The sequence below is a fragment of the Nocardia mexicana NBRC 108244 genome, from assembly GCF_001613165.1.
In the GTDB taxonomy this organism is placed as follows: Bacteria; Actinomycetota; Actinomycetes; order Mycobacteriales; family Mycobacteriaceae; genus Nocardia; species Nocardia mexicana.
On sequence record NZ_BDBV01000036.1, the window covers coordinates 157,977 to 180,731 of the forward strand.

Consider the following 22,755-nt stretch of genomic DNA (forward strand, 5'->3'; position numbering starts at 1 on the left):
AGGATACCCATCAGTCCAGCCCTTCAGAAATCCGGCAGCCAGCGCTATTCGACCAACCATTGCCCGCCATCTCGACCTCCAATTGAGTCGCGTTGACCTAACGTGGACCTTCAGGACTTCGGGCAGATTAAGTTCCTACTCTTCATCTAACGTCTCTCCATCGCCAGACGAAAGCATCCAGATGCGATCTTCAGAACTCCCTCACAAAACGTCCCCAAGCATCATCAGCCAGCCAACCCGAATAGCGCCTGCCTGAGCAGTTCATCCCGTGGTCAATCCGGACTACACTGCCGCTGCTGCTGCGGGCACCGGTCCACCGTCCACCTCGATACCCGCGCCGCTCGGGCGGAAGAACCCCCGAAACTCGCTACGCCAGCCCTCGCCCTCGATCGGTGGGTTGTTCGTGTCCAACGGGACGAATCGACCGTTCACGACTATCTGCCGGCCAGCGTTGGTGTCGACGACCAGCGCCGTATGGTCGGTCTGTACGGTGGTGTCATCCTGCCCATTCGAGTTGTTGATCTCCGCCCACTGGAAGACATCGCCGGTTCGCACATTCGCGGTGTCCACTGCTGTCCATGGGCCTGCTGACGTGCCTGTATACGCCGCGCGCGCATCACTGCCGTTCGGATTGTTCAGCTCTTTGTTCACTGCTTCCGATACAGCCGGTGACACTTTTTGCGTCGAGCCATCCGGCAACTTCATATCCACGGTCCCCCACGACATCGCTGCCGAAGGTGGCGGACTTTCCGGCTGTCCGGCCGCGGCCGCATCCGCTGGCGGCGGTGCATCCGGAGGTGGGACGGGCTGCGGGGATGGTTCGGGTGGGGGCGTTTCCTTCGCAGTCGGGTCGGCATCGTTGTTCTGTTGGTCCGTGGGGTTCATGAGGTCGGCAAGCACGGGTTGTATCGCCGAGACCAATGCCGACAGCGCCGTCATCGCCAACATGGGCACCATCTCCAGTCCACCGCCGGTCCCGCCCTGCGGCACGGGCGTCCCGGAAGGCATGTCGGCATCGCCTTCGTCGTCCTGGTCCGGCTCGGAACCTGATGAGGACGATTCCTCATCTGCGCCCGAACCATCGGCATTGCTGCTGTCATCTCCGGCGCTGCCTTCGCCAGTACCCGATGCCGAAGACCCTTGACCTTCGGGCTGTTGCGCCTCCAGGATCGCAGCCACGGCCTTCTGCGCGGCTGAGGCCGCCGCTTGTTCTGCAGCTGCCGCCACGACCTCCTCCGGGGGTGTTGTCGAGGCTTCACTTGCGGCCGCCAAGGCCTCTTCCGCAGCCGCAGCAGCTTCCTCCGCAGCTACGGCCGCCTCCTCGGCCGCCGCCGCAGCCTTTTCCGCAGCCGTCACAGGATCTGTGGGTGAATCATCCCCCGTATCCGAATCATCGCCATCATTGCCCCCAGGAGATTGTCTATTGATACCTAGAGCGGCTTCTTTGGCATCTTCGGAAGCCTTACGAATCTCGATCGCTATCTCATCGACAGCATGAAAAAGCGAGCCCAGGATCTCGCCTTCTCTTTTAGGTGTCATCCTATTGAATTCTCCATCACCTATTTTACCCAGCCCTTCGTCAGCCGCCACCTCGAGAGTCTCGCCTAGGTCATTCAGAGTATTCTCCACGCGACGCCTGGCTGACCGAAGCTTCTTCGGAAGGTCCTCGGTGGATATGTGCTCCACACCCGTATCTCTGTATTCCAGATTGGATTCTATCCTGGTCAGTAAGTCGGCGTTGTCCCTGTATCTTTCGAGAGCTTCCGATACCCCAACGTCCTCGGGGTGAGGCAGATCTCTCTTTTTCAAAAAGTACTCAAGGTCTCTGAGGTCTTCGGTTATCCGATATGAATCCTTGATGCCTATCAGGCCGAGGCAGTTCTCTCCCCATTGCTCGACCACATCTACCAATGCATTCACACCATCTGAAGCACCACCCAACCAAGGATAGTGGACCCGGAAGGATCCGTTAGGTAGCTCGGTCACAAAGTCGTGACCGCTGCCTGACCCTCTAGGGCCGACGTCCGACCATCCTGAAGCAGGATCTACATAATTCCCCCCATTCCCTGACGAACCACCACCGGACTCACCCTCCCCACCAGACGAACCACCACCGGACTCACCCTCCGACCCCTTCGGACCGACGTCCGACCACACTGAAGCAGGATCTACATAATTCCCCCCATCCCCAGACGAACCACCACCGGACTCACCCTCCCCACCCCCTCCGGTCCCAGCGTCGCTTTGGGACTGATACAACGGGTCGTCGCCAGAGGGCTCACGAGGCTGATACAACGGATTATCGCCAGTTGGCTCACGAGGCTGAAACAGCGGATTATCGCCAGTTGGCTCACTAGGCTGAAACAGCGGATTATCGTCCGTCGTCTCCTCATCCGAGCTATCGGGCGGAAAGGAAGGGTTACCGAGCACACTCATCGACGAGGACCTTCCACGCACGAACCAGGACTCCGCACTGCGGGCATATACATGCCGGTGCGCCGCGACCATCACCAGCTTCGGCCCACCCGGACACCGATGGACCGAGCACGCGCTCAGCCGAGAGAATAAGCTGACTCATCGGACACCGATTTCTTAATCGAATGACAGACCAGACAACCATGACCAAGCCGATTGCCTCTCGACCGAGTACAGCTTGGTTCGATACTAGATGGCAAGAATTCGCACCGATCTTCAGAATTCCTTCAGGCCACTACAAAATACGGTGTTCGATCCACTGCCGGGGTCTGCACCCTGTCGGCTGCCAGGAGAAAGCATTCTGGCGCACAAAGCGTGACGTCGCTGGTCGAGATTTTGCGATTGGACGCTCCTGCTGGTAGCTATTCCGGACGTGCGTTGGTGATCTTGTGCGAAAGTTGTTGCCGCACTTGGATGCTGTCGTTATCGGCGATGTCCGCAACGAGGGCGAGTCGGTGATCGTGGCTGGCCGCGCCGGAGCGAGGCTGGCGCGCCGACTGGGACTGTCGGCTAGTCGGGACACCCTGGTGCGCCTGGTCCGTGCAATGCAGCATCCAGCGCATGAGCCATGCATCTGTTGTGCCAGAACCTGTTTCGTGGCGAACTCGACCGCGTCGGGCACCCCGGCCTCCCGGCAACGGTCCCGATCGGCGGTCCACGACTTGGGCCGATACAACTCCCCGGTCGATCAGCGTGCGCCCCTTCACGGTCGTGTACGCACGGAACACGCAGAGCTGACAGTTCTCCACCCGGCCCGCGGTCCCCAAGTACTACCGCTGCAACCCCAGCCGATTTCGTTCCCTTCTTCAGGAACCCGGTCTCGTCGACAACCAGCGCACCATCCGCATCGCCAAGATGCTCGGCATGCGCGCGCGCCTCATCGTGGACTCCGTCGACGCCCCACGCCACCGTGTTCAGCAGCCGCTGCATCCCATTCGGCATCAGATCGTCCGCGGCCTCAGCCAAGATCCAGCCGTTTTCCCGCCAGCGGAGCCAGCAAGCCCCGCACATACGCCTGCGCCCGCAACCGCGGCTCCACCGCTGAAACCACCCCGCAGCCCGCGCGAATAACTCCTTGAGCCCAGCCGACCACGCAGCTAGATCCTCATCAACCAGCACGAAACCCTTCGGCGCTCTTGACCTGGCCACCGGTGAGCACTACTACCGCATCCGAGACCGCAGGCGCTGGAGGGAGTCTAGATCCTTCCTCCAATCACTACGGCAACGTCGGCCAGGCGAGAAGCTATACGTCATCGTCGACAACTTCTCCTCGCACAAGCGGGTCGAGGTCCGCGACCGGTGCGCGCTCAATGACGTGGAACTGGTGTTCCTGCCGACCTACTCGAGCTGGTTGAACTGGATCGAGTCCGAGTTCGCCGCGCCGCGGTACTTCGCGCTCAACGGCACCGACCACCGCAGCCACGACGAACAGGACGACGCGATCGGCGCCTACATCCGCTGGCGCAACCAGCACGCCGAACCCAAACGCGAATTCGCCGTCAACTCGAAGATCCGACTGCCGGATTACCTACCGTACGTTGCCTGACGGAGCACTAGCGTCAAACATCCAAATATCCTGGATCCAATCCAACCCGAATCGCGATAGCCAGGCGAGTGGCAAGGGGCTATCTTCAGAACTTCGTCACGATAGCTGCGAAATTCTGAGGGAATTCTGAAGATGCCGGCCCAACACTTGCGTATTTCTTTGTACAAAGACTTAATAGTCCTATCGGCTGGGTACACAATCCAGCGTTGTCCCTCAAAGGGTAGATGAGCACGAGGATGCACAGCGAACGCTCCGAGAGATTTAATCTCCCAACGGCATCGCCGTATCGAAATCGGACACAGCCTCCGATTCCACAGATAGCCCATTCTTCAGGATAGAGGTTGGCCATGGTGGTCGTGAAGCTCCTGAAGCACGGGACCCGATGCGCGTAGATAGAGGGGATGAGTGTGACCGCTACTCGCGATCAGCTGATCGGCTTCCTCGATAGCTTATATATACCCCAGGCCCCCAGCGCCGGTCTCACCAGCACGATCCACGCGGCACAGAAAGCCATTGCGGCGTCGATTCTCCTGTTCGCGTCCGGGGACGGTGAGCAGCAACCGGATCTCGTGGGTTGGCTGGACGAGCAGGATTTGCTCAGCGATGAGGGGCTGGATGAGCCGCCGGGTGAGTCCGTGATGGCCGAGAACTACGCATCGCACCGAAGCCAGATCAGGGCGAAGTCGGCGGAAATGCAGCGGCAGAATCGGCGCGTTGATGACTCCGTGTTCGAGACTTTCAATCTCGCGAACGAAACCTATATGTCGATCAGGGACCGGGTCGGCAAGCTCGACAATGATCTTCGTCAGATCAATCAAAGAATGGACCAGGAGGGAAACTATCTGCCACTGACGGCTGCAGAGGAAGGACGTGCGCTGTCGTTCGTTCTGCGGACGGTCGACGATGTGTACGACGCGGTAGATGCCGCATCGACCCAAGTCCAGGCCCAGGCTGACGGTATCGACAGATCGCTCCCCTTAATCCAGAGCATGGCTGGTGATAGTGGCTCCTCCTCAGCAGGTACGTGGAGTCTCGTGAGCCCAGCCGGCTCGTTGCCGATGGAGAACGGTGCCATCTCGGATTTGATCGTCGGAATCGCCCAGAACGAGCTGGATATGGGGGTCCGCGAAGAGTATGGAAACAATGTTGTCGACCGGCCATACAATATCAACGCCCCTTGGTGTGCATCTTTCGCCACCTGGGTGTGGGAGAAGGCCGGATATCGAGTAAACTGGACCAATAAGAACTACGTACCGGATATCCTGTCTGACGCGAAAGTGAACGGTTGGTGGTCACCCGGCGTTTCGAATGCCAGCCGCGGCGATATGATAATCTTCGATTGGAATGGCGACGGTGAACCGGATCATATCGGAATAGTGGAATCCGTCACCAAGGACTCGATAACCACAATCGAAGGGAACACGCCTAACAACGCGGTGGAAAGCAAACCCTACACCAGAAATAATGCGGATATAGTCGGTGTGGTAAAGCAACCATCAACAAGCTCCCCAGCACAATACGTAGCTGTCTAGAGACTAATTTCATCGGTCCTGCACACCGGAACTGGCATCGCGATACTGAAGGATATCTGAAGATCCAGCGGACCGCCTTCTTCTCCGCACCTCACAAGAGGTTGAATAGCCGAGAATCTGGCTTCTCGCTTCCAACACGGGATGCGTTAGAGCAGCTGGACTGGATCGGCCGATGACACGGAGATTGATTTCACGGTCAAGATGAAAGAGGGAGCTCTGGTGATGATGGAAGTGATCTCAGTCGGCCTCTCTCACAGCCCCTTGACCACGTCTATATCACCACGGGGCGTATCTCGAATGACATCGCACACACCCGGCTCCGCAGGTCGGCTGCCGACGCCGGACAGGGAGTGATCGAGGATGCCCGACGGACGAGACAGAATCAATATCGATCCCGCCGTGCTACGCGACCAGGCAGAACACCACAAACGTGCGGCCGACAACATTCGAAAGTGGGTTGAACCGCCTTCGGAGTGGCTGAGAACCTTCCCTGATCAATATGGCCGGATCGCCGATCCTGTGCATAAGTCCTTGGAGAACTACTACAAGGCTAGGCAGAGAGTGGGCAACGCGCTTGCCGACAAGCACGTCGAAACCTCGAACGCTTTGCGCGATGCCGCCGACGCGTACGAACTGGCTGACAGTGACGGCGGTTCGAATATTCTCCGCGCCTCCGAGGGATTCGAGCGGGGTTTTCGGACTCCTGGACTGCAATCTCCTGTCGACGACATACCCCCGAGCCCGCAGTCGAGTGCCGTTGCACCGGATGGCGATAGCGCAGCGCCCGCACTGAATGGTTCGACTGCCCCGCCAGGTTCGTCGTCGCTCGAAGGTGTCGACGCACCCGCCCCGGGCGACGCAGAAGCTCCTGTCCCCAACCTGACCACCGGACTGTCGACTCCGGAGACTCCGGACGACGACGCAAACGCAGCCAGCTCCGCGGCTGCCGCAGAGACGCCACCGCCTCCGGTCGCCGTGGGTTCCACGCCTTGGTCGACGCCCGTCGCGCCGGGCCCAGCCGTTCCGGCGAACGGGCTGACAGGAGATCGTCCCGGTGCGGGGAGCGGTTCCGAACGGATCGGTCGGGCCCAGCCGCTGCCGGCAGCGGCCTCCACCCCGTTTGCCGCGGCAGTCGCAGCCGCGAACGACAAGGCCATGGACGACGCCCAGGAAACGGGAGAACTGGTCAACGAGGACTTGATAGCCGCTCGTACGCTCCTGAGCGGCGTCCTGGCCGCCGTCGGCTCGTCCACGCCGGGACCGTCCTGGGCGGTATCGGTGATGCGAGATGCCACCGGCCCTCGCCTGTTCATCACCTCGAACGAGGGGCGAGGCTGGCTGCCTGCCGGATTGTTCCTGCCGCAAGAGGTGTCGACGCCATGGGTCTGGGCCGAGACCATCGACCTGGGCCCGGACGGTGCAGGCTCTTCGTGGGAGGCAATCGCCGATCCGGCACGAATACTCGCGGAATTCGGGCTGAGGCGGGCAGCCAGCGGTGCCCAGCTGTCGGCATTGGTTTCGTCGGGGCCGATCGATCCCGCATTGCGTGCGCAGCTCGGCGACGTGGCGATGGAAGGCTCCGTCCAGCCGTCGTCCGGAGTCGACCTGCGCGTGCCCGGTCCCGAGACCGTGGATCGGCTCGGCTTGATCGGTTCCGCGGACGCCTCCGAGCGGCTGACTGCCGTCACCAACGCACAGATCCGATCGCAATGTGTCGAGCTGGCATTGGACGCGCATATGCGCGTCGGCCGGTCTGACTCGAGGCCAGAGCAAGCCGACGACCTGCCGGGGTTGCGGGACCGAATCCTGGCGACCATCCAGGCGGATTTCGAGGTGCTGCCGCACTGGTGGGAGGAGCTGCGGAAAGCCGATAATCAGTTGGCAGCCCGCATAACCTCGGGCGGAATCGGTCGGAGCCAAGTAGCTGTCGGCGCGTCGCAGACGGACGACAGCTCGGCATTGCGCGGGGCGATGTTCGAGCGTCGATGTAACGAGCTGGTTCTGCTACTGGCGGAGCAACCGACAACACAGCGATTGCGTGATTCGATCTACGCGCATGAGCAGATTGTGAAGCATCCACTGTTCGGCATGCCGCGAGCCGCGGTATCGGCGGCGCCACATACGGGCTATGCGGACAGGCCTCGAATCGCTGATCCCTCCCACACCTCAGCGGTCACCGCTACGCCCCCGACCGACCCCGCTCCCGCAGCCAAACTCCCCCGAGCAACGGAGTCATCCGTCATTTCGCCGGACCAGTCGGACGGTGCAAGGTAAATCTGATCGACAGGCTGTCAAAATTCCAACGACATCTTCTATATCTTGCTTCCGCAAGCCACGGTACTGAACGGTCAGTAGCCTTTAGGAGACCGGTACGGGTCGGCCTGTTGCACATTGGAAGCCAGGTTCGACCCATCCCGGGACACCTCATACCGATTCATCACGTAGTTCATGCTGGCCGCGATGTTGGCGGTCGGATCAGTGATCGACCTGGAGGTTCCGGCCACATGGTAAGCCTCGAAAGTGCTGGGAATGGTCTGAGTGAGTCCTTGAGATGGATGTCCAGCGGCCGCATTCGAATCGGAGAGATTTATTGCTCCAGTATCACCGCCGGACTCGCGCTTGATCAGGGTCAAATAGCCTTGTGTCCAGCGTTCACGCGCTCGCGGATCTGTGATACCCAAAGAATCAAGGGCCTTGCCAATATAGTACTCAAGCTCGGCGTGACTGAGAGTATCGTGTTCGGCATTGCCACCCAAGCTGTCAACCGGTTGAGTATAGGAGCTGTCGTATCCCCCCGTACCATCCACGGGTTGAAGTGCGACGGGACTACTGTAATTGGCAGGTATTCCTCCAACAGAGTTGCTACCATCACCGCCCGAAGAATGCCCGTTTCCCGTGTCCGACGGAGTCGACCTGCTGATTGCCTCGGCCTGCCGCTGTATGTCCGCCTGGGCCTCGGCCACTCTGTCGTGGGTCTTGTCGACGGCGTCGGCGACAGCCGACATGAGCCTCATCTCGGTACTCGCCGTCAGGTACTTCGGAGGGTTCGGCCGCTCGGGTGTGGGTTCATCCTGAAGCGGCGCAGGGGCATCCTCCAACGCTCTTCTGAGTTCTTTGGCATAGCTCTTGACATCATCGAAAGCATTGTCCGCTATCCCGGAGGTCGCAAAAGCCGAGGTGTCCACGCCTCGATCGCTCACTCGTATCGATTCTTCGGCCGCGCTGATGGTGGCGGCCAATTCTTTGTAGTTGTTGACCGTCACCGAGTTCGACTGATCATCGATTTCAACGACACGACGATCTCCCTCCAATTCGTGCGTGTAGTCGGGAAGCGTGGCGTCGCCCGAGCCGAGAATGCTCAATATGGCCTCGATCACCCGGCCGCCCCAATCGATGAAGTCGTCGAGCGCCTCCGAGGATCCCTCGGGATGCGGCAGCGGTTTTACCTGATACCACCGCTCAGCCATCGTGACCCGCCCGCCTGGTTCGTTGGACGTACGCTTCCCGAGGGCGGAGCCCGGAGGACAGATCGGTGGTATGCAAGTCGCAGTCGCCTTCCAGAGAGCCGGAAATATCGCCAGCGCCCGAGGGCCACAGCTATATGCAGAACCCGCTCGGTATCGAGGCGCCGACGGCGCGTACCGACGGAAGCCAGCGACTGCCCTCGGCACCCTGCCGCTCCGGCACCTTCCAGTCAACGCCCGAATGCCACGGAAGCGAAGCTCTTCTCGTCCATCTTCAGGGTTTATTCACCATCCATCCCTCAGAACATCCCGCTCGGAATCTCATCGGCCTCCGGAACGGGCTGGAAGGCATCACAATGTTCCACGATCTGCCCGGCCGAGAGCCGCCAGATGTCCCCCGGCGAGCTCGCGCTCATCATTCCTCGGCATCACGCGGTAATGCATGACCACGTAGTCACGGCGAAGACCCGCACGAGGTCCAGGCGCGCGCCGACGACCGGGGCGGTGACGATGTACTCGATAGATTGGTCTCGTCCGCTGGGGTTGCCTGGCTTGTGCTCGATGAAGTTCTCATGCAGGAGTGTGCGGAGCACGTCGATGTTTCCCGACGCGAATGCTCGGAATACGTCGATAGTGAGTTGCTTGTTGGTCTTGTCCATGGAGATGACTGTCGCGGATATGTGCCAGGCGCGTCGATTACATGCCGGGTAATGGCTACCGATGTACCCGCTGCCTGGCACCCGAAGCCGGGCTGCGTGCGAATCCGAAACATACACGCTCACAATTGCCCACCGAAAAGTGGCAACAACGACGCGGTTCTCCTGCGCAACCGTCAGGGAGTCAGCGTGAGAGTCGACGGCCGTGAGGTGCTTCGCGACTCATGTCGGCCTGCGCGCTGTTTTGCAAAGAACAGCAGACCGGCAAATATCGGCAGCGGAGCCGCGCCCATAGCGGAAATGTAGTAAGCCTCGGCCGAGGGTACACCCGAAATCTCTACTACTGTCATAGCGACGTTGACCACTGTCGGCACCAAGGCTATCGCACAGAAATAGATGGCGTTCTGCCACCGATGCGCAGACAAGCTGGTCCGCTTCGTCGCGTACATCACGCCGAAAACGATCGATAGGACGGCAACAGGCAACAACTGACAAAGGATTAGCCGACTGTCGAACCCAGGGATATTTACAATTCTGAAGCCCAGGATGAACGAAGCTCCGAGGCCCGTCACGCCGGTCAGCACCATGACGATGCGGAGGTCTGGGAGTCTTTCCGACAGACGTCGTGCTTCGGCACCGACGGGCAGGACAATTTGCTGAGCGAGCGCGGCTCCCCCGGTGGACGCTACCGCCAGCACCACCGCGCCCCACCACAAAGCCTCGACCATATGGACGTCATTCCAGACAAGCCCGAACATCAGTTCGAAGAAACGGAGAAGGGGTGCGGTCAACAGCATGGAGAACATCAAGATCATCCATGCTTGATGGGAAAGGTAGTCCTTCCTCCGGGCAGATACGTAAGCCAAGGCGGCGGATCCCGATGTCGCCGCCCACAGCAGCCACAGTTGGGCGGTATTGCCCGGCGAGCCCGTAAGACTCATGTCCGGCGGTGACGTACACAGTTTGACGGCGCCGAAGACCATGCTCACCGCTACCAATACAAGCGTCGACTGCCCGAGCCGACGGTGCAGAGCCGGACGCCTCCGTCGAAATTTTCCCATGAATTGCGGGACACACAGCATCAACGCCAACCCCCCGGCTACTGTATGCAGGAGCATCACTTCTCGCTGTGCTGAGAAGGTTCCGCCGGCAACCTCGGAGACCGAACCGTGTCCGTAAGCGAAGTCCGCTGAAACGACCGCGGAATACAACGAGTCTTGAATCCGAGGAGAGCTCGGGACAAAATCCTTCCACATATATTCGATCGCAACCAGGCCGTACGAAACGGCCGTGAGTGAAATTATCACCCATATCGCCAGCTTCACGGCCTTCCCAAATCGTGCCGTAGACTCGCCTGGGCGCGATCCACTCGGTCTCGTCATCGCACGACCCGATCACTCATGGTCGCGGCGAAGCCCTCGCGCCAATTGGCATATCTCGGAGTCCAATCGAGTTCGCGACGCGCTCTGGCATTGGATGCACCTCGTAGCGACGTCGCATAGTGCACGGCGACCGGCCCCGCGGCTACCCGCGCCAACGCGACCGGAATCCGGTACGGCCTTCCCGCACCGAGCAGGTGGGCCATCTCGGGCAACCAATCGTCGACACGCGCCGGCTCGTCGTCACAGATGTTATATATACCGCGGACGCCTCGAGTGATTGCGGCAATTGTTGCATCGGCGGCGTCATCGACATGAATGAATGAAAACTGGCCGTTGCCCGATCCGATAATGGGATATTGCCTCTTCCGAAGCATATCGGCGACATACCCGTCTCGGGCGTACCCCGTACCGGGTCCGTAGAACCATCCGTACCGCAGCACGATTCCGTTCAGCCCGTCGACCGACAGTGCCGACTCCTCGAGAGCCGAACATGCAAGGATTGCCGGCCGTAGCTGCCTGGGGGCGTCGAAGTACAGCGGAGCGGATTCGTCACATACCGGCATCTCACCGGGCGCTGTCGCAAAAGCTATGCTCTGAACGGCTACGGTGTGCGACTCCGCCATGCGCGCGGCCTCCACAATCCTCGGAGCGACCTCTTCGCGCAAGCGATTCGTCTCGCGGGACCATTTGTCGAAACGACGCACGTTCAACGGTGCCGAGAATGCTGTCAGCTGGTTGACCACGACGTCCGGCCGGGCAGACACTATCGCATCGCACAGCGCATCGAGATCGAACGCGTCGAGCACGACGGGATCGACTCCCTCCCCCGCCAGCTCCTTGGCCCTCCATGCCGATCGGGTCGTTCCGACAATGGTATGCCCACTGTTGATGAGACGACGTACGAGCGGCCTGCCGACAGCGCCGGTCGCACCGGCCAGAAATATCTTCATTTCGGAACTCCTCTTCGATCACTCCCCGAACCGTCGGCGCGACGCACGAGACAGAACACGAACAGCACCAGAACCATCGGGACGGCGAGGGTGGCCTGGCCGAGAAGGCTGTCGACCGCCGGCAAGGCGTGCAGGTGCCGCAGGTGGTAGACGAAGTGCGACGTGGACTGCACGAGAGTCAGCACCAGTACGACCAGGGTGAGATTGCGCTCCAGAAGCACGGCCGCGAGCCACAACGCCGCCGACACGCCCAGGAGCGCCCCGCCGAGATCGGTCACAAGATGCTCGTTGTAGGGCCCGAGCGGCGATACCCAGTGACGACCCAGGCCGGGGAAATCTCGGTAGAACGAGTGCGGAAAGAACAGCATCCACACTGCGGTGATGGTGTACATGCCGGCCAGTGCCAGCAGGCCCGCTCGCATCAGCCCGCGATCGCGGGTCTTCCGTCCGCGCCGATCCATGGCGCCCTCCTCGATCCTTACCGAACGGTGATTCGGTAAGGCCGATGCTAGCATAACCGAATCATGATTCGGCAAGACTCGAACCGGAACCCGACACGGCGACGGCGGCTGACCGCGGCGCAGCGACGCACCATGGTTATCGACGCGGCCGCCCGGACATTCGCCGACCACGGCTTCACCGCAGCCTCGATACAGCAGATCGCCGCGCGGGCCGGAGTGGTGCCCTCGGTGGTGTACGACCATTTCCGGTCGAAGCGCGAGTTGTATCTCGAGCTGCTCGATACCCGCGGCAGTGCCTTCATCGAGCGAACCGTGCGCCCGGTCGAATCCGGCGGCGCGGAGGAGCTGGTGGCGCGCAGCGTCGATGCGTTCTTCCTCGCCGTCGAGGAGGACCAGTTCATGTGGCGCGTCCTCTCCCGGGAAGCACCTCCCGACGCGGCGATCGCGGCCAAATACGACGAGATTCAGAGCAGCGCGACAGCGGCCATCTCCGCCCTGGTTCAGTCGTTCCGACCCGATAGCGAACTGATCGAGGGAATACCGCGCGCAACCACCAATGCCCTTGTCGCCCAATCGGTCAAGGCGACCATGAACGGAGCCGCGAGGTGGTGGTTCGACAATCGCGACACACCACGCACGCACGTCGTCGCCACCGTCAACGCCCTATTGTTGTCCGGTTTGTTACCCCTCGCCAACCACTGACCTCAGTCGTCCCTGGTCGACCGATACCCCGCGACCAGTCAACGAGGCGACCGGCCAGTTCTCGGCCGAGCGGCGCGTCCGTCTGTCATCCCATCGGCGACTGCCGCTCGGCGCGACGGCGGTCAGGTGGTGCGACGGTCAGCGTCGCCCGCAATCCCTCGGGCTTGATCGTCAGCTCCGCCAAAGGTCGTGTCCCTTAACCTGCCGCTTTCACGGAAGTGAGGGTCGGTGGTGGGCCGTTAATGAAGAATGGCGCTCTGAACTGCGATAATACGGCTTTTTCGAAGATCGAATCGGTCGCAATTTCAGGAGCACCTTCGGGTGGGTCAGTGTAGTTCGCGGCTGGCCGCGGACGGTTCGGGTGTCATGTCGCAGGCGCGGCGGTCTTGCTGCTGCGTGCCGCCGAAACGGTGGGGCTGCCCAGCGGGTTGCCTGAGGAGTTGGCGCCGTGGCGCAAACAGCTGGCGGTGCATGATCTGGGCAATGTTGTGCTGGATCAGGCGATCGCCGGTCGCGCCGGGCGGGGATTGCCTGGCCGATGTCGATATGCTGCACACCGAGCCGAGCGTGTTCGGTGCGGTGGCATCCGATCCGACGGTGTCGCGCATCATCGCCGCGCCGGCTGCCGATACGCCGAAAGCTCTGTCCGCCATACGATCTGCCCGCGCGGCCGCCCGGGCAGTGGCGTGGGACCGTACCGGTCACTGTTCACCCAATCACGGCATCGATACCGAGCATCCGCTGATTATCGACCTGGACGCGACCCTGACGATCGCGCATTCGGACAAAGAGTTGTCCGACATCAACATTCAAGATGACCATCGGGCATCACCCACTCGGTTCCTGGGTCGACCCACGGCGCTGGCGGCACTGGCGAACCCTGGTCATGATGCTGTGAGCGGTGAACGCCGGCTCGAATACAGCCGCCGATCACAAGCAGGTCCTAGCCGAGGCGTTGCGGCAGTTGCCATAGCAGCCGGGCTATCGAGCCGGGCGGAAGGTGCTGGTGCGTACCGACTCCGGTGGCAGCACCCCACGAATTCCTCGACTATCTCACCGCCCGGCACCTGCAGTACTCGGTCAGGTTCACGCTAACCGAAACCATCGCCGCAGCAGTCGATCTCATCCCCGACACCGCGTGGGCCGAAGCCTACAACGCCGACGGGAAAGTCCGCACTGGCGCCCGGGTGGCCGAACTGACGGACTGCTCGACCTGAGCGGATAGCCGCTCGGCATGCGCGTCATCGTCCGCAGAGAACGCCCGCCCCCGGCGCGCAACTGCGGTTCACCCACCGAGACGGACACACGCTGACCGCGTTCGCCACCAACACCCGCAGCGGTCAGTTGCCAGATCTCGAAATGCAACACCGCCACCGCACCCGCTGCGAGGGCCGCGTCAGAAATCGCGAACTACACTGATCCACCCGAATGGTGCTCCTGAAACTGCAACCGACACGACCTTCGACAAGCTGCATTATCGCAGTTCAGAGCATCATTCTCAATTAGCGGTACACCGCCGATCCGTCACTCCATGAAAGCGGCAGGTTAGCGGCACAATATTGGGTTCGAACGCGACGAACTCTTCTTTCCCTGCGAAGTAGCGGAAACTGTACTCGGTGCAACCTCCGCAGACGTCGCGATCTGTTCGATTGTCGTTGAGGTGTAGCCTTGTTCCCGGAATAGCCGCGGGGCGTTCTGTTGAATAGCCGCCTTGGCCCGGGCCTTCTTCCGTTCACGCAGGCCGTCGGGCTTCTTTCGGGGTTGTCCAGGTACTGCAACGTTCGGGGCCTGGTGATCGCCGGGATCCGGTATCGGCATTTCGTAACCTCGGTATCTGAAGCCGAAAATTCCAGCTTTGCACATAAGGGTCAAGCGGTCTATCCGAATTCGAGGACTTCTGGATTCGGGGACCGAGGCTAGTAAGTCTCGTCGTGGCCGCGATCGACAAGGGCTGGCTCCGGCAGCGGAATCGTCTTCCTGAGTTCTCTGCCCAGAAGGAAGTCGGAGAGGAAACGGACCGCCATCGCCCGCGTTGCGAGGTCGCGCGCAAAGATCCCTAGCCGAGTCTTGGGTACGAAAGCACTTGCCAAACTACCGGCACTTTTCTGCTTTTCGGCAATGAACGGACGAAGCTGAGCTTCATAGCGCTGCATCGCCCCTGCTAGATCGCTGCCTGTGACACAATCCGCAAGCTCTCTGGCCAGTATGTATGCCTCAGTAATTGCCAGACCGGAACCTTCGCCCGACATGAGGGATGCGCAGGCTGCGGCGTCTCCGACCAGGACAGTTCGCCCTTTGCTCCATTGCCCCATCTGAATCTGATCCGCGCGGTCAAAATAAATATCCGTAGCTGTCTCGAGTGCGGCCAGAATGGAAGGCACTTCCCAGCGTCCCCCTCGGAATTTATCGGATAGTGTGGCCCGTCGTTCTTCATCGTTTGCGGGAAGGTCATCGCCCGGACGGTCGTCTCTCGTGATGAACAGCAGGATCGTCCTCCCCCCACGAACCGATATTCTAGACACTTGCCGACCCGGCATGGTATAAGTCACATACGATCCCTCCTCGCGCGGGCGATAGCCTTCGACTTCAGCGACGGCGACACGGTAGCCAAGATGATGGGCAAATCGCTCTTCTTCTCCGAAAATTAGCTGCCGAACACGTGAATGCAACCCGTCGGCCCCGACCACGAGGTCGAAGTTTCGCGGTGAAGCATGTTCGAAGCTCGCACGGATATGATCCGCAGATTCGTCCAGAGCGACAATGGCGTCGTCGAAAATTGTCTCGATCTCACCGTTGAGGGCGCTGTACAACGAAGCGGCAAGATCGCCGCGCCGCAAGGTAAGGACACGTCCTTTGGTCATGTGATGCAGGGAACCACTGGAGAATCCGCCCACTCTACGCCCGCGGCCATCGACGAGGACCGTCCTTGCAATGTCGTAGGCCACATCTTCAAGATTCGGCAGCAAGCCCATTTTCTCTATCACGTCGTAGCCGACGCCCCAGCAATCGATCATGTATCCGCCTGTACGTACCGCGGGTGCTCGCTCCACCAGAACGACTTCGTGGCCATAGCGCCGCAGCCAGTATGCAAGGGCAGGACCGGCAACGCCGCAACCGCTGATGAGAATTTTCACTGGTCAACTCCTTCGAAACCGCTGGATGTAGGGGTACCTCGATCCAACTGAGCACGTAGCCGAGGCAACGACTCTGTGGACCGGCCGTGCCGCACCTACTAGACGTCGGTTGGCCCAGCATGGAAGCCGTTCTAGATGTAACTCCGATTTCGGAGTCAACTACTAAATGAGACCCTAATGCCAATCGGATGTCAAGGTTCGGGATGCTCCACGGGCCAGACTCGCGGGTCGTGGCACACTGGCCTGGCGGCTTGGGCTGTAGACGTCGCGGTGATGACGGCGTAAGGAGTGCGTCGTTCGCCAGTGAGTTGCAGTGCCGCGCATCTGATGGGTTTGAACTACGAGTCCTAGTTGTCGGCCGATGCGACGGTGAACGAATCGCCCTCTCGCGCGTGGGAACCTGGACGTCCTCACCCAGGATCGCTCCCGCAGCTGCAGTCGGGGCCAGCCCGATCCTTCCGTGCTCTGCGATCCACGCTTTCGCCAGCACCAGCGACCTCCTCCCCTCCTTTCGACGCTGAGAGTCCTTGCAGAGCAAGGGGTCAGTGAATTTCACCGAGGTGTATTGCCGGCGTCGGTATGGAAGACCAGTCGGGGCTCGATCGGGTGCCCATGTCGAACACGAACGCCACATACGCCCAGCCGCTCCAGGTCGACACATACGTGAAGTCGGCTACACACGCCAGATTCGGTGCCGCTGCGGTGAAGTCGCGATCGAGTTTGTCCCCGGCCCGCACACCAGCCAGCGCCACCGATCTGTGGATATATCTGCACGCGGTGGTCACCGTCGGTCCGGGCGACGACCGCGCGGCGGTCGATGCCGAGCCCGGGCCATCGGCCGGACCCCGGTCGGCTGGTGTGCGTGCTTATCTGCACCAGAGCCTAGTGTCGGTCGGGTCATCCAGTGCGGCCATGTCGGCAGCCGTTCGGCGGCCGCTGTTCCGTGGTGACGACCTGAGCATCTCAGCTCTGCCGGTGCGGAATTCGGCCGGAGGTGGAAGGGCCGGTGACGGGGAATAACGGGTGGTTGTCGGTGTCGTAGACGTGGTCCCCCCACGGCCGTCCAGCCCGGGCCGTCAACAGGCGAGATCATCGTCCACGGTGACCTGGTAGTCATGGTCTATTCTGCGCCGACCGGTCCCCGAGACACCCTCAGGTCGCCAGACGCGCCGTGATGCCATCGAGGACAGAGTCCAGACCGGTCTCGAACTGCCACTGCACGTCGTCCTTGCGGGCGGCGTTTTGGATATAGCGTGCGTACATCGGGTAGCGTCCTGTGTTCATGAGCCACGTCATCTGTGTGGCCAGTCCCGTGCGGGCCTCCTCTCGGGTGGACCAGCCGCGCGCGTGGAGCATCTGACTCAGCCTGACCTCCGAGTCAACCGCGCCGTGTACATAGGCGGTCACGGTGCCGTAGACCGCCATGGCGGTGTCCACGTCGAGCCCGAGGCCGTCGAGCGCTACGAGAGCCGCCTCCGTCACGGCCAGCTGGTTCGGGGTCGGCGCGCCACACCCCACCCGCGTGACCCATGAGTGCACCAGCAGAACCTCCCTGATGCGCAGGGCGACGGACCGTATGGTCGCGCACCAGCCGTCCCTGCTGTCGGGCAGATCCAGCTCCCCGTAGACGAAGTCGACCATCAACTCGAGCAGCTCGTCCTTGCCAGTGACGTAGCGGTACGCGGCCATGGGGGCGACACCGAGTTCGGCGGCCAGGCGGCGCATGGTGACCGCGTCGAGCCCCTCGGCGTCCGCGATAGCGACAGCGACCTCGGCGATCCGTCGGGGAGTGAGGGTCGTGCGGGGAGCCGGCGTCGGCCGTCCGAGGCGCTCCCACACCGAGACGGGGTCCCTGCTCTCGCTCGCCGACTGTCTCTCCCGGGGGGCCATCGCTTGGATCCTTCCGCCGAATGCTGTTGTGTACAGCGTACAGTAAGTAGACATCGTACACATGGGTGTATACGATGTACATTATGGATACAGCGTACACATGGTCGAGGGGTTTTCGTGGCTGACTCGACCGCCGATATCCTGCGCACCGCAGTGATCACGGGAAGCACCCGGGACGGACGGTTCGGTCCGGTCGTCGCCGACTGGATCGGCGGACATATCGCTCAGCGTGAGGACATGAAGGCCGACCTGATCGACCTCGTCGAGACTCCACTGCCAACCGTTTTTCCGCCGTTCGGGCAGGCTCCTTCCGACGAGGTCAAGGCACAGCTGGGCGCCGTATCGCCGCGGCTGGGCCAGGCTGATGCCTTCGTGATCGTCACGCCCGAGTACAACCACAGCTTCCCTGCGTCGCTGAAGAACGCTCTCGACTGGCACAACGAGCAGTGGCACGCCAAGCCGGTCGGATTCGTCTCCTATGGCGGCCTAGCCGGCGGACTGCGCGCCGTTGAGCATCTTCGTGTCGTGCTCGCCGAACTCCACGCTGTCACGATCCGCAACACCGTCAGCTTCCACAACTACGGTGAGGTCTTCGGTGTCGACGGCAAGCCGTCCGATCCCGGGTGTGACATCGCGGCCAAAGCAATGCTCGACCAGCTCACCTGGTGGGGGCAGGCACTGCGCGAGGCCAGACGCGTCAGCCCGTACGCCGTCTGACATCGCGCTAGCGATAAACGATGCTGGCTGACACTCCCGCGCTCCTCCTTCGCGGCGCCGGACGGACAACAGATCCTCGCAAGCAAGCTTCCCCTGACCGAGGGCGACCTCGAGCGCGACTGCCCCGGACTCCTATCAGCGACCGAGGCGGAACTCCAGGCAACTCCTGGTTCCCACACCAAGCCGCCGACCGCATGGCCCGAATCCCTCGTCGCAGTACGGTCGGCCTCTACCGAAAGCGAACACCGATGCCCACCAATCCCCTCGAACGTGCCAGGGACATCCTGGTCCGTCCTTTCTCTCTGGGCAGGTTGACGCTGCCCAACCGCGTCGTGATGGCTCCGATGACGCGTGAGTTTTCGCCCGGAGGGGTGCCAGGCCACGACGTGGCGCAGTATTACGCCCGCCGAGCGGCCGCCGGTATCGGTCTGATCATCACCGAAGGCACCTATATCGGCCACGACTCAGCGGGTAACAGCGCTCGGGTCCCGCACTTCTACGGCGACGAGGCTTTGGCGGGTTGGTCGGCCGTGGCCGAAGCGGTGCATCAGGCGGGAGGCCGAATCATGCCGCAGTTGTGGCACGTCGGAACGGATCGCATCGTTGGCAATCCGCCAGTTCCCGACGCCCCGCGGATCGGCCCCTCCGGCATCGCCCTGGACGGCACAAACTCGGGCAGGGAGATGACCCGGGCGGAGATCGACAGTGTGGTCACCGCGTACGCCTCTGCAGCGGCGACTGCCGAGGCGTCGGGTTTCGACGGGGTCGAGATTCACGGTGGACATGGTTATCTGATCGACCAGTTCCTGTGGGCCCACACCAATAGGCGCACCGACGCCTACGGAGGCGACATCGTGGGCCGTACCCGTTTCGCCGCCCAGATCGTGGCCGCCTGCCGGGACAGCGTCTCCGGCGATTTTCCGATCTCCTTCCGTTTGTCTCAGTGGAAGGTAAACCACTACCAGGCGCAGATAGCCGACACGCCGCAGGAACTGGAGATCATGCTCGGCCTGCTTGCCGACGCGGGCGCCGACGCCTTCCACTGTTCCACCCGGCGGTTCCAACGCCCCGAGTTCGAGGGCTCCGGCCTGAACCTGGCGGGCTGGGCCAAGAAGCTTTCCGGAAAACCCGCCATCAGCGTCGGCTCGGTGGGCCTCAGCAACGAGTTCCCCCAGATGTCACTAGGCGAAGTCGCGGACATCGGCGAGCTGCTCGACCGCATGGAACGCGACGAGTTCGACCTGGTCGCGGTCGGCAGAGCCCTGCTGGGAGATCCGGAGTGGCTAGCGAAGGTTCTCGCCGGTCGCATCGACGAACTCACACCCTTCCACGGGGGCGTCCTCGGCAGTCTCCACTGATAGCGGATCCACGATCTGGTAACGACAATCGAAGAATTGGAGCAAGTAAGAATGCAAACACGACCCACTCTCGGTGATCCATCGCGCGCTACCACAGCTCAAGAGGTAGCCTCACGATTCGCCGAAGGGTTACAACAGTCAGCCGCAGCAGGCGACGCGGACGGCTACGACGTTGCTTTCGCGGCAGACGTGATGTGGGGCAGTCCATATGGTGCGTCGGTAACCGGCTACTCCGAATTGAACGCCATCCACCGCCGCTTGATGAACGCACAGGTCGCGCCACCGTCACACTTCGAAGTCGTCGGCGCGACTTCGCCCACGCCAGGGGTCGTGCTGACCCAGATCCGCAGGCTCGCCGCCGAGGCGGGCGGATTCTCCGAGATTGCCATGTACGCACTGGTCGAGAAGGACGGCAGGTGGTGGCTCGCTGGGGCCCAGAACACGCCAATCACGGATCCACCCCAACGAACCGAATCCAGTTCATGATCTACTCGTGTCGGACACGTCGTGGGTTCTCGGTATGCGGGGCTGCTACTCGCGTGCCCGGCGCCGTGGGTCAATTGGCTCAAACTTTCTCTTACACTTCGGGCGTTTGAGGACGGGGTAGGAGATCGCGTACCTCATCGATGGGCAGGTCGGCGTTCGGATAGCCGTCCAGTCGTAACCAGTCGTCGCCGAGCGAGAGCGTTCTGCGCCATTGCTCGCCGGAGTCGAAGCAGGCCGAAAGTCGATGTGGAGACGCTGCGGATCTCACGGACCAGGGTATTGAAGCGACGGGTGGCACCGCCATGCGGTGCTGCCCTTCACGCTGTAGGAGCAGCTGGTGTCATTCCGGGGGATACGACCGGCATATCTGAGCGGATATCCGGTGGCGCGCATCCACACGTGCACTACACGACACCCGGAAAGTGAGCCGCCCTATGGCCTGTACCACCGACGCCCGCTGAAATACCGTGCGGGACGTGCGGCGGCTTGTCGCCGCCCGCCTCGTCACCTCTTCCTCTGTAGCCCCAGGACAGGAGAGCCGATGGGATACTGCACCGCGGTCCTCGTCACCGGCGCCACCGGCCTGATCGGGAGCGATGTCGTCGTTCGCTTGGTCATTCGGGGTCGCCGCCCCGTCCTCGCGGTCACTCACCGCAACCACACATCGCGCTCGGCGACGGCGGCAACGTAGACGCCGGACGATTGACCGGAGCGCTGAGTTACGCCAGTCGTCGACGCCGGTCGAATCTGTGCGCGGCGACATCAGAAAGCCGAGTTTCGGTCTGCAACAACATCTTCCGGATGAAATCGGCGCGATCGTCAACGCAATCCTGCACAGAGCAGGCGCCACCGTATTCAATGCGCGCAGTCTCGCCAAGATGGACTCAATGTCGGCGGTACCGCACACGCTATCGCGCTGGCAAGTCCCCTTGACCTATGTCAGCACCGTCTACGTGGCTGGTACCCGGGAAGGCACTGTCACCGAGAACGACTACGACCACAAGCATCAGTTCACCAACGGCTATGAGCGCACCGAGTTCCGGGCCGAAGCACTGGTCCGGGCCGTAAAGGGGCTGCGGTGGGGGCCACCGTGCGATCCGCGATCGTCACCGGCCATTCCGAAACTGGGCGATCCGCGACTACAACAACATCTGTACGATGACCAAGTTGATCGCCGAGAACATGCCGCGCACAATTCCGGGCAGATGCTCCGCCACGCTCACACTGGCGCCGCCGGTTTACGTCGCAGATGCCGTCACCGCCGTGATCGACGATTTGACGAGGCCGAGGGCCTTGTCTTCCACGCGGTCGGTGCGCCACCGAACTCGCTCGGCTACTCCGCCACCAGCGGAAACAATTATGAGACGACGAAATACAACTGTCGTTTTAGGACTGCCCCAAGGCGAGCAGCGGCATCCACGCCAGCAGGTCCGGGGCGACTGGAGCGAGCTGGATCCGATTCTGTAGGCGGCGGGCGAGCGCCCTGTGGCCGGAGAGCCTGCCCGGATACTTGTCACCAAACGCTGAACGTCACGACCTTGGGGCCGACACGTACCTACTCGCGATCGGATGACACTCACCCACAGTGAGAAGGCCGAGATCGCCATCCCTCGGATTCCCTGAAACCAGTAGCCCCACCCCATTCAATACACTCTCCGGGGGCGTCGATTTTGACAGGGCCAGCGTAGTACTTGTAATGGTTTGTATCATTGACAGTTCCCCTGCCGCCGGTAAAGCTCACGATGGCCTGGGTATACGTTGCATGCCCGATGTCCTTCGTCTTCCATGTGACAACGCAATTCGTTTTGCCATTGTAGAGCAGGTGGATGCGTGCGCCAGGGATATCGCGGTGGTCGATCTCGTGATAACCGCCACCGCAGGCTTCGATCGGTGATGATGCCGCATTCGCGAGACCTGCCGTAAGCAGCGAGTCGGTTAGAATAGTCACTGCGGCAAGGCTCAGACTAGCAGCAACACGTTTGAAAATATGCATCTGTTCAGC

19 protein-coding genes and 2 pseudogenes are annotated in these 22,755 nt (G+C 61.5%); 10 read left to right on the forward strand and 11 right to left on the reverse strand.

Going from position 1 to position 22,755, the window contains the following annotated elements; genetic code table 11:
• Positions 1 to 282: 282 nt before the first annotated feature.
• Together NM1_RS42260 and NM1_RS41120 are read right to left on the reverse strand one after the other, a co-directional pair.
• Positions 283 to 1,986 carry a hypothetical protein gene (locus tag NM1_RS42260; protein ID WP_147289100.1) on the reverse strand — a complete coding sequence of 568 codons (1,704 nt, stop codon included), beginning with the start codon at positions 1,984 to 1,986 and terminating at the stop codon, positions 283 to 285.
• A gap of 1,060 nt (positions 1,987 to 3,046) precedes the next feature.
• A pseudogene (locus NM1_RS41120) lies at positions 3,047 to 3,591 on the reverse strand (IS701 family transposase); the annotation flags it as partial.
• On the opposite strand from NM1_RS41120, the gene NM1_RS41125 reads away from it, so the two are divergent.
• From NM1_RS41125 to NM1_RS41130, 3 genes are all read left to right on the forward strand, one after another.
• Positions 3,551 to 4,021 (forward strand): transposase, encoded by a 471-nt coding sequence (locus NM1_RS41125; protein WP_084519658.1) that lies wholly within the window; start codon positions 3,551 to 3,553, stop codon positions 4,019 to 4,021. The pseudogene NM1_RS41120 and the gene NM1_RS41125 sit on opposite strands and share 41 nt — an antisense overlap.
• A 407-nt stretch (positions 4,022 to 4,428) precedes the next feature.
• Positions 4,429 to 5,553, forward strand: coding sequence for a CHAP domain-containing protein (locus tag NM1_RS15430; protein WP_169814266.1), 1,125 nt, complete (start codon positions 4,429 to 4,431; stop codon positions 5,551 to 5,553).
• Positions 5,554 to 5,913: 360 nt separating this feature from the next.
• The gene (locus NM1_RS41130; RefSeq protein ID WP_084519659.1) at positions 5,914 to 7,827 is read left to right on the forward strand and encodes a type VII secretion target; all 1,914 of its coding nucleotides are present in this window, start codon (positions 5,914 to 5,916) and stop codon (positions 7,825 to 7,827) included.
• 74 nt (positions 7,828 to 7,901) lie between these two features.
• On the opposite strand, the gene NM1_RS42265 is transcribed toward NM1_RS41130, so the two are convergent.
• From NM1_RS42265 to NM1_RS15460, 5 genes are all read right to left on the reverse strand, one after another.
• Positions 7,902 to 9,020 (reverse strand): transglycosylase SLT domain-containing protein, encoded by a 1,119-nt coding sequence (locus tag NM1_RS42265; RefSeq protein ID WP_114699766.1) that lies wholly within the window; start codon positions 9,018 to 9,020, stop codon positions 7,902 to 7,904.
• A gap of 425 nt (positions 9,021 to 9,445) precedes the next feature.
• Positions 9,446 to 9,676 carry a nuclear transport factor 2 family protein gene (locus NM1_RS15445; protein ID WP_068020032.1) on the reverse strand — a complete coding sequence of 77 codons (231 nt, stop codon included), beginning with the start codon at positions 9,674 to 9,676 and terminating at the stop codon, positions 9,446 to 9,448.
• Positions 9,677 to 9,849: 173 nt separating this feature from the next.
• Positions 9,850 to 10,998, reverse strand: a complete 1,149-nt coding sequence (locus NM1_RS15450) for a DUF2306 domain-containing protein (RefSeq protein ID WP_169814267.1) — start codon at positions 10,996 to 10,998, stop codon at positions 9,850 to 9,852.
• Positions 10,999 to 11,051: 53 nt separating this feature from the next.
• On the reverse strand, positions 11,052 to 12,005 hold the full coding sequence (locus NM1_RS15455) for an NAD-dependent epimerase/dehydratase family protein (RefSeq protein ID WP_068020036.1): 954 nt from the start codon (positions 12,003 to 12,005) through the stop codon (positions 11,052 to 11,054).
• A complete protein-coding gene (locus tag NM1_RS15460; RefSeq protein WP_068020039.1) occupies positions 12,002 to 12,466 on the reverse strand; it encodes a hypothetical protein in 465 nt (154 codons plus the stop codon). Before NM1_RS15460 ends, NM1_RS15455 begins: the two co-directional genes overlap by 4 nt.
• Before the next feature lie 63 nt (positions 12,467 to 12,529).
• Between NM1_RS15460 and NM1_RS15465 the strand changes: the two genes are divergently transcribed.
• Together NM1_RS15465 and NM1_RS43990 are read left to right on the forward strand one after the other, a co-directional pair.
• The gene (locus tag NM1_RS15465; RefSeq protein ID WP_068020041.1) at positions 12,530 to 13,168 is read left to right on the forward strand and encodes a TetR/AcrR family transcriptional regulator; all 639 of its coding nucleotides are present in this window, start codon (positions 12,530 to 12,532) and stop codon (positions 13,166 to 13,168) included.
• Positions 13,169 to 13,534: 366 nt separating this feature from the next.
• Positions 13,535 to 14,581, forward strand: a pseudogene (locus NM1_RS43990) (transposase); the annotation flags it as partial.
• 132 nt (positions 14,582 to 14,713) lie between these two features.
• Here the strand turns inward: NM1_RS43990 and NM1_RS44640 are convergent.
• The 3 genes from NM1_RS44640 to NM1_RS15485 all read right to left on the reverse strand — a co-directional run bounded on the left by NM1_RS44640 (position 14,714) and on the right by NM1_RS15485 (position 18,192).
• Complete coding sequence (locus NM1_RS44640) at positions 14,714 to 15,031, reverse strand: TetR/AcrR family transcriptional regulator (protein WP_373864045.1); 318 nt, start codon at positions 15,029 to 15,031, stop codon at positions 14,714 to 14,716.
• Positions 15,032 to 15,084: 53 nt separating this feature from the next.
• Positions 15,085 to 16,302 (reverse strand): FAD-binding domain, encoded by a 1,218-nt coding sequence (locus NM1_RS41150; RefSeq protein ID WP_084519662.1) that lies wholly within the window; start codon positions 16,300 to 16,302, stop codon positions 15,085 to 15,087.
• A 1,152-nt stretch (positions 16,303 to 17,454) separates the two neighbouring features.
• Positions 17,455 to 18,192: a TetR/AcrR family transcriptional regulator gene (locus NM1_RS15485; RefSeq protein ID WP_068020049.1), complete on the reverse strand. Its 738-nt coding sequence runs from the start codon at positions 18,190 to 18,192 to the stop codon at positions 17,455 to 17,457.
• 117 nt (positions 18,193 to 18,309) lie between these two features.
• Between NM1_RS15485 and NM1_RS15490 the strand changes: the two genes are divergently transcribed.
• From NM1_RS15490 to NM1_RS44650, 5 genes are all read left to right on the forward strand, one after another.
• Positions 18,310 to 18,909 (forward strand): NADPH-dependent FMN reductase, encoded by a 600-nt coding sequence (locus NM1_RS15490; protein WP_084519663.1) that lies wholly within the window; start codon positions 18,310 to 18,312, stop codon positions 18,907 to 18,909.
• A 248-nt stretch (positions 18,910 to 19,157) separates the two neighbouring features.
• Positions 19,158 to 20,267 (forward strand): NADH:flavin oxidoreductase, encoded by a 1,110-nt coding sequence (locus NM1_RS15495; RefSeq protein WP_068020051.1) that lies wholly within the window; start codon positions 19,158 to 19,160, stop codon positions 20,265 to 20,267.
• A 51-nt stretch (positions 20,268 to 20,318) separates the two neighbouring features.
• Positions 20,319 to 20,753, forward strand: a complete 435-nt coding sequence (locus tag NM1_RS41155) for a DUF4440 domain-containing protein (RefSeq protein WP_084519664.1) — start codon at positions 20,319 to 20,321, stop codon at positions 20,751 to 20,753.
• A 541-nt stretch (positions 20,754 to 21,294) separates the two neighbouring features.
• On the forward strand, positions 21,295 to 21,444 hold the full coding sequence (locus NM1_RS44645; RefSeq protein ID WP_114699767.1) for an NAD-dependent epimerase/dehydratase family protein: 150 nt from the start codon (positions 21,295 to 21,297) through the stop codon (positions 21,442 to 21,444).
• 10 nt (positions 21,445 to 21,454) lie between these two features.
• On the forward strand, positions 21,455 to 22,342 hold the full coding sequence (locus tag NM1_RS44650) for an SDR family oxidoreductase (protein ID WP_373864046.1): 888 nt from the start codon (positions 21,455 to 21,457) through the stop codon (positions 22,340 to 22,342).
• Here the strand turns inward: NM1_RS44650 and NM1_RS41165 are convergent.
• Complete coding sequence (locus tag NM1_RS41165; protein ID WP_147289102.1) at positions 22,330 to 22,746, reverse strand: hypothetical protein; 417 nt, start codon at positions 22,744 to 22,746, stop codon at positions 22,330 to 22,332. The genes NM1_RS44650 and NM1_RS41165 overlap by 13 nt on opposite strands.
• Positions 22,747 to 22,755 lie beyond the last annotated feature (9 nt).

Excerpts from the sequence above, each read along its gene's own strand:
- NM1_RS15460 (WP_068020039.1), bottom strand. The coding sequence starts at position 12,466 with ATGGATCGGCGCGGACGGAAGACCCGCGATCGCGGGCTGATGCGAGCG.
- NM1_RS15485 (WP_068020049.1), bottom strand. The coding sequence starts at position 18,192 with ATGGCCCCCCGGGAGAGACAGTCGGCGAGCGAGAGCAGGGACCCCGTC.
- NM1_RS15445 (WP_068020032.1), bottom strand. The coding sequence starts at position 9,676 with ATGGACAAGACCAACAAGCAACTCACTATCGACGTATTCCGAGCATTC.
- NM1_RS41155 (WP_084519664.1), top strand. The coding sequence starts at position 20,319 with ATGCAAACACGACCCACTCTCGGTGATCCATCGCGCGCTACCACAGCT.
- NM1_RS15495 (WP_068020051.1), top strand. The coding sequence starts at position 19,158 with ATGCCCACCAATCCCCTCGAACGTGCCAGGGACATCCTGGTCCGTCCT.
- NM1_RS15455 (WP_068020036.1), bottom strand. The coding sequence starts at position 12,005 with ATGAAGATATTTCTGGCCGGTGCGACCGGCGCTGTCGGCAGGCCGCTC.
- NM1_RS42265 (WP_114699766.1), bottom strand. The coding sequence starts at position 9,020 with ATGGCTGAGCGGTGGTATCAGGTAAAACCGCTGCCGCATCCCGAGGGA.
- NM1_RS44645 (WP_114699767.1), top strand. The coding sequence starts at position 21,295 with ATGGGATACTGCACCGCGGTCCTCGTCACCGGCGCCACCGGCCTGATC.
- NM1_RS15465 (WP_068020041.1), top strand. The coding sequence starts at position 12,530 with ATGATTCGGCAAGACTCGAACCGGAACCCGACACGGCGACGGCGGCTG.
- NM1_RS41130 (WP_084519659.1), top strand. The coding sequence starts at position 5,914 with ATGCCCGACGGACGAGACAGAATCAATATCGATCCCGCCGTGCTACGC.
- NM1_RS41165 (WP_147289102.1), bottom strand. The coding sequence starts at position 22,746 with ATGCATATTTTCAAACGTGTTGCTGCTAGTCTGAGCCTTGCCGCAGTG.
- NM1_RS44640 (WP_373864045.1), bottom strand. The coding sequence starts at position 15,031 with ATGTGCAAAGCTGGAATTTTCGGCTTCAGATACCGAGGTTACGAAATG.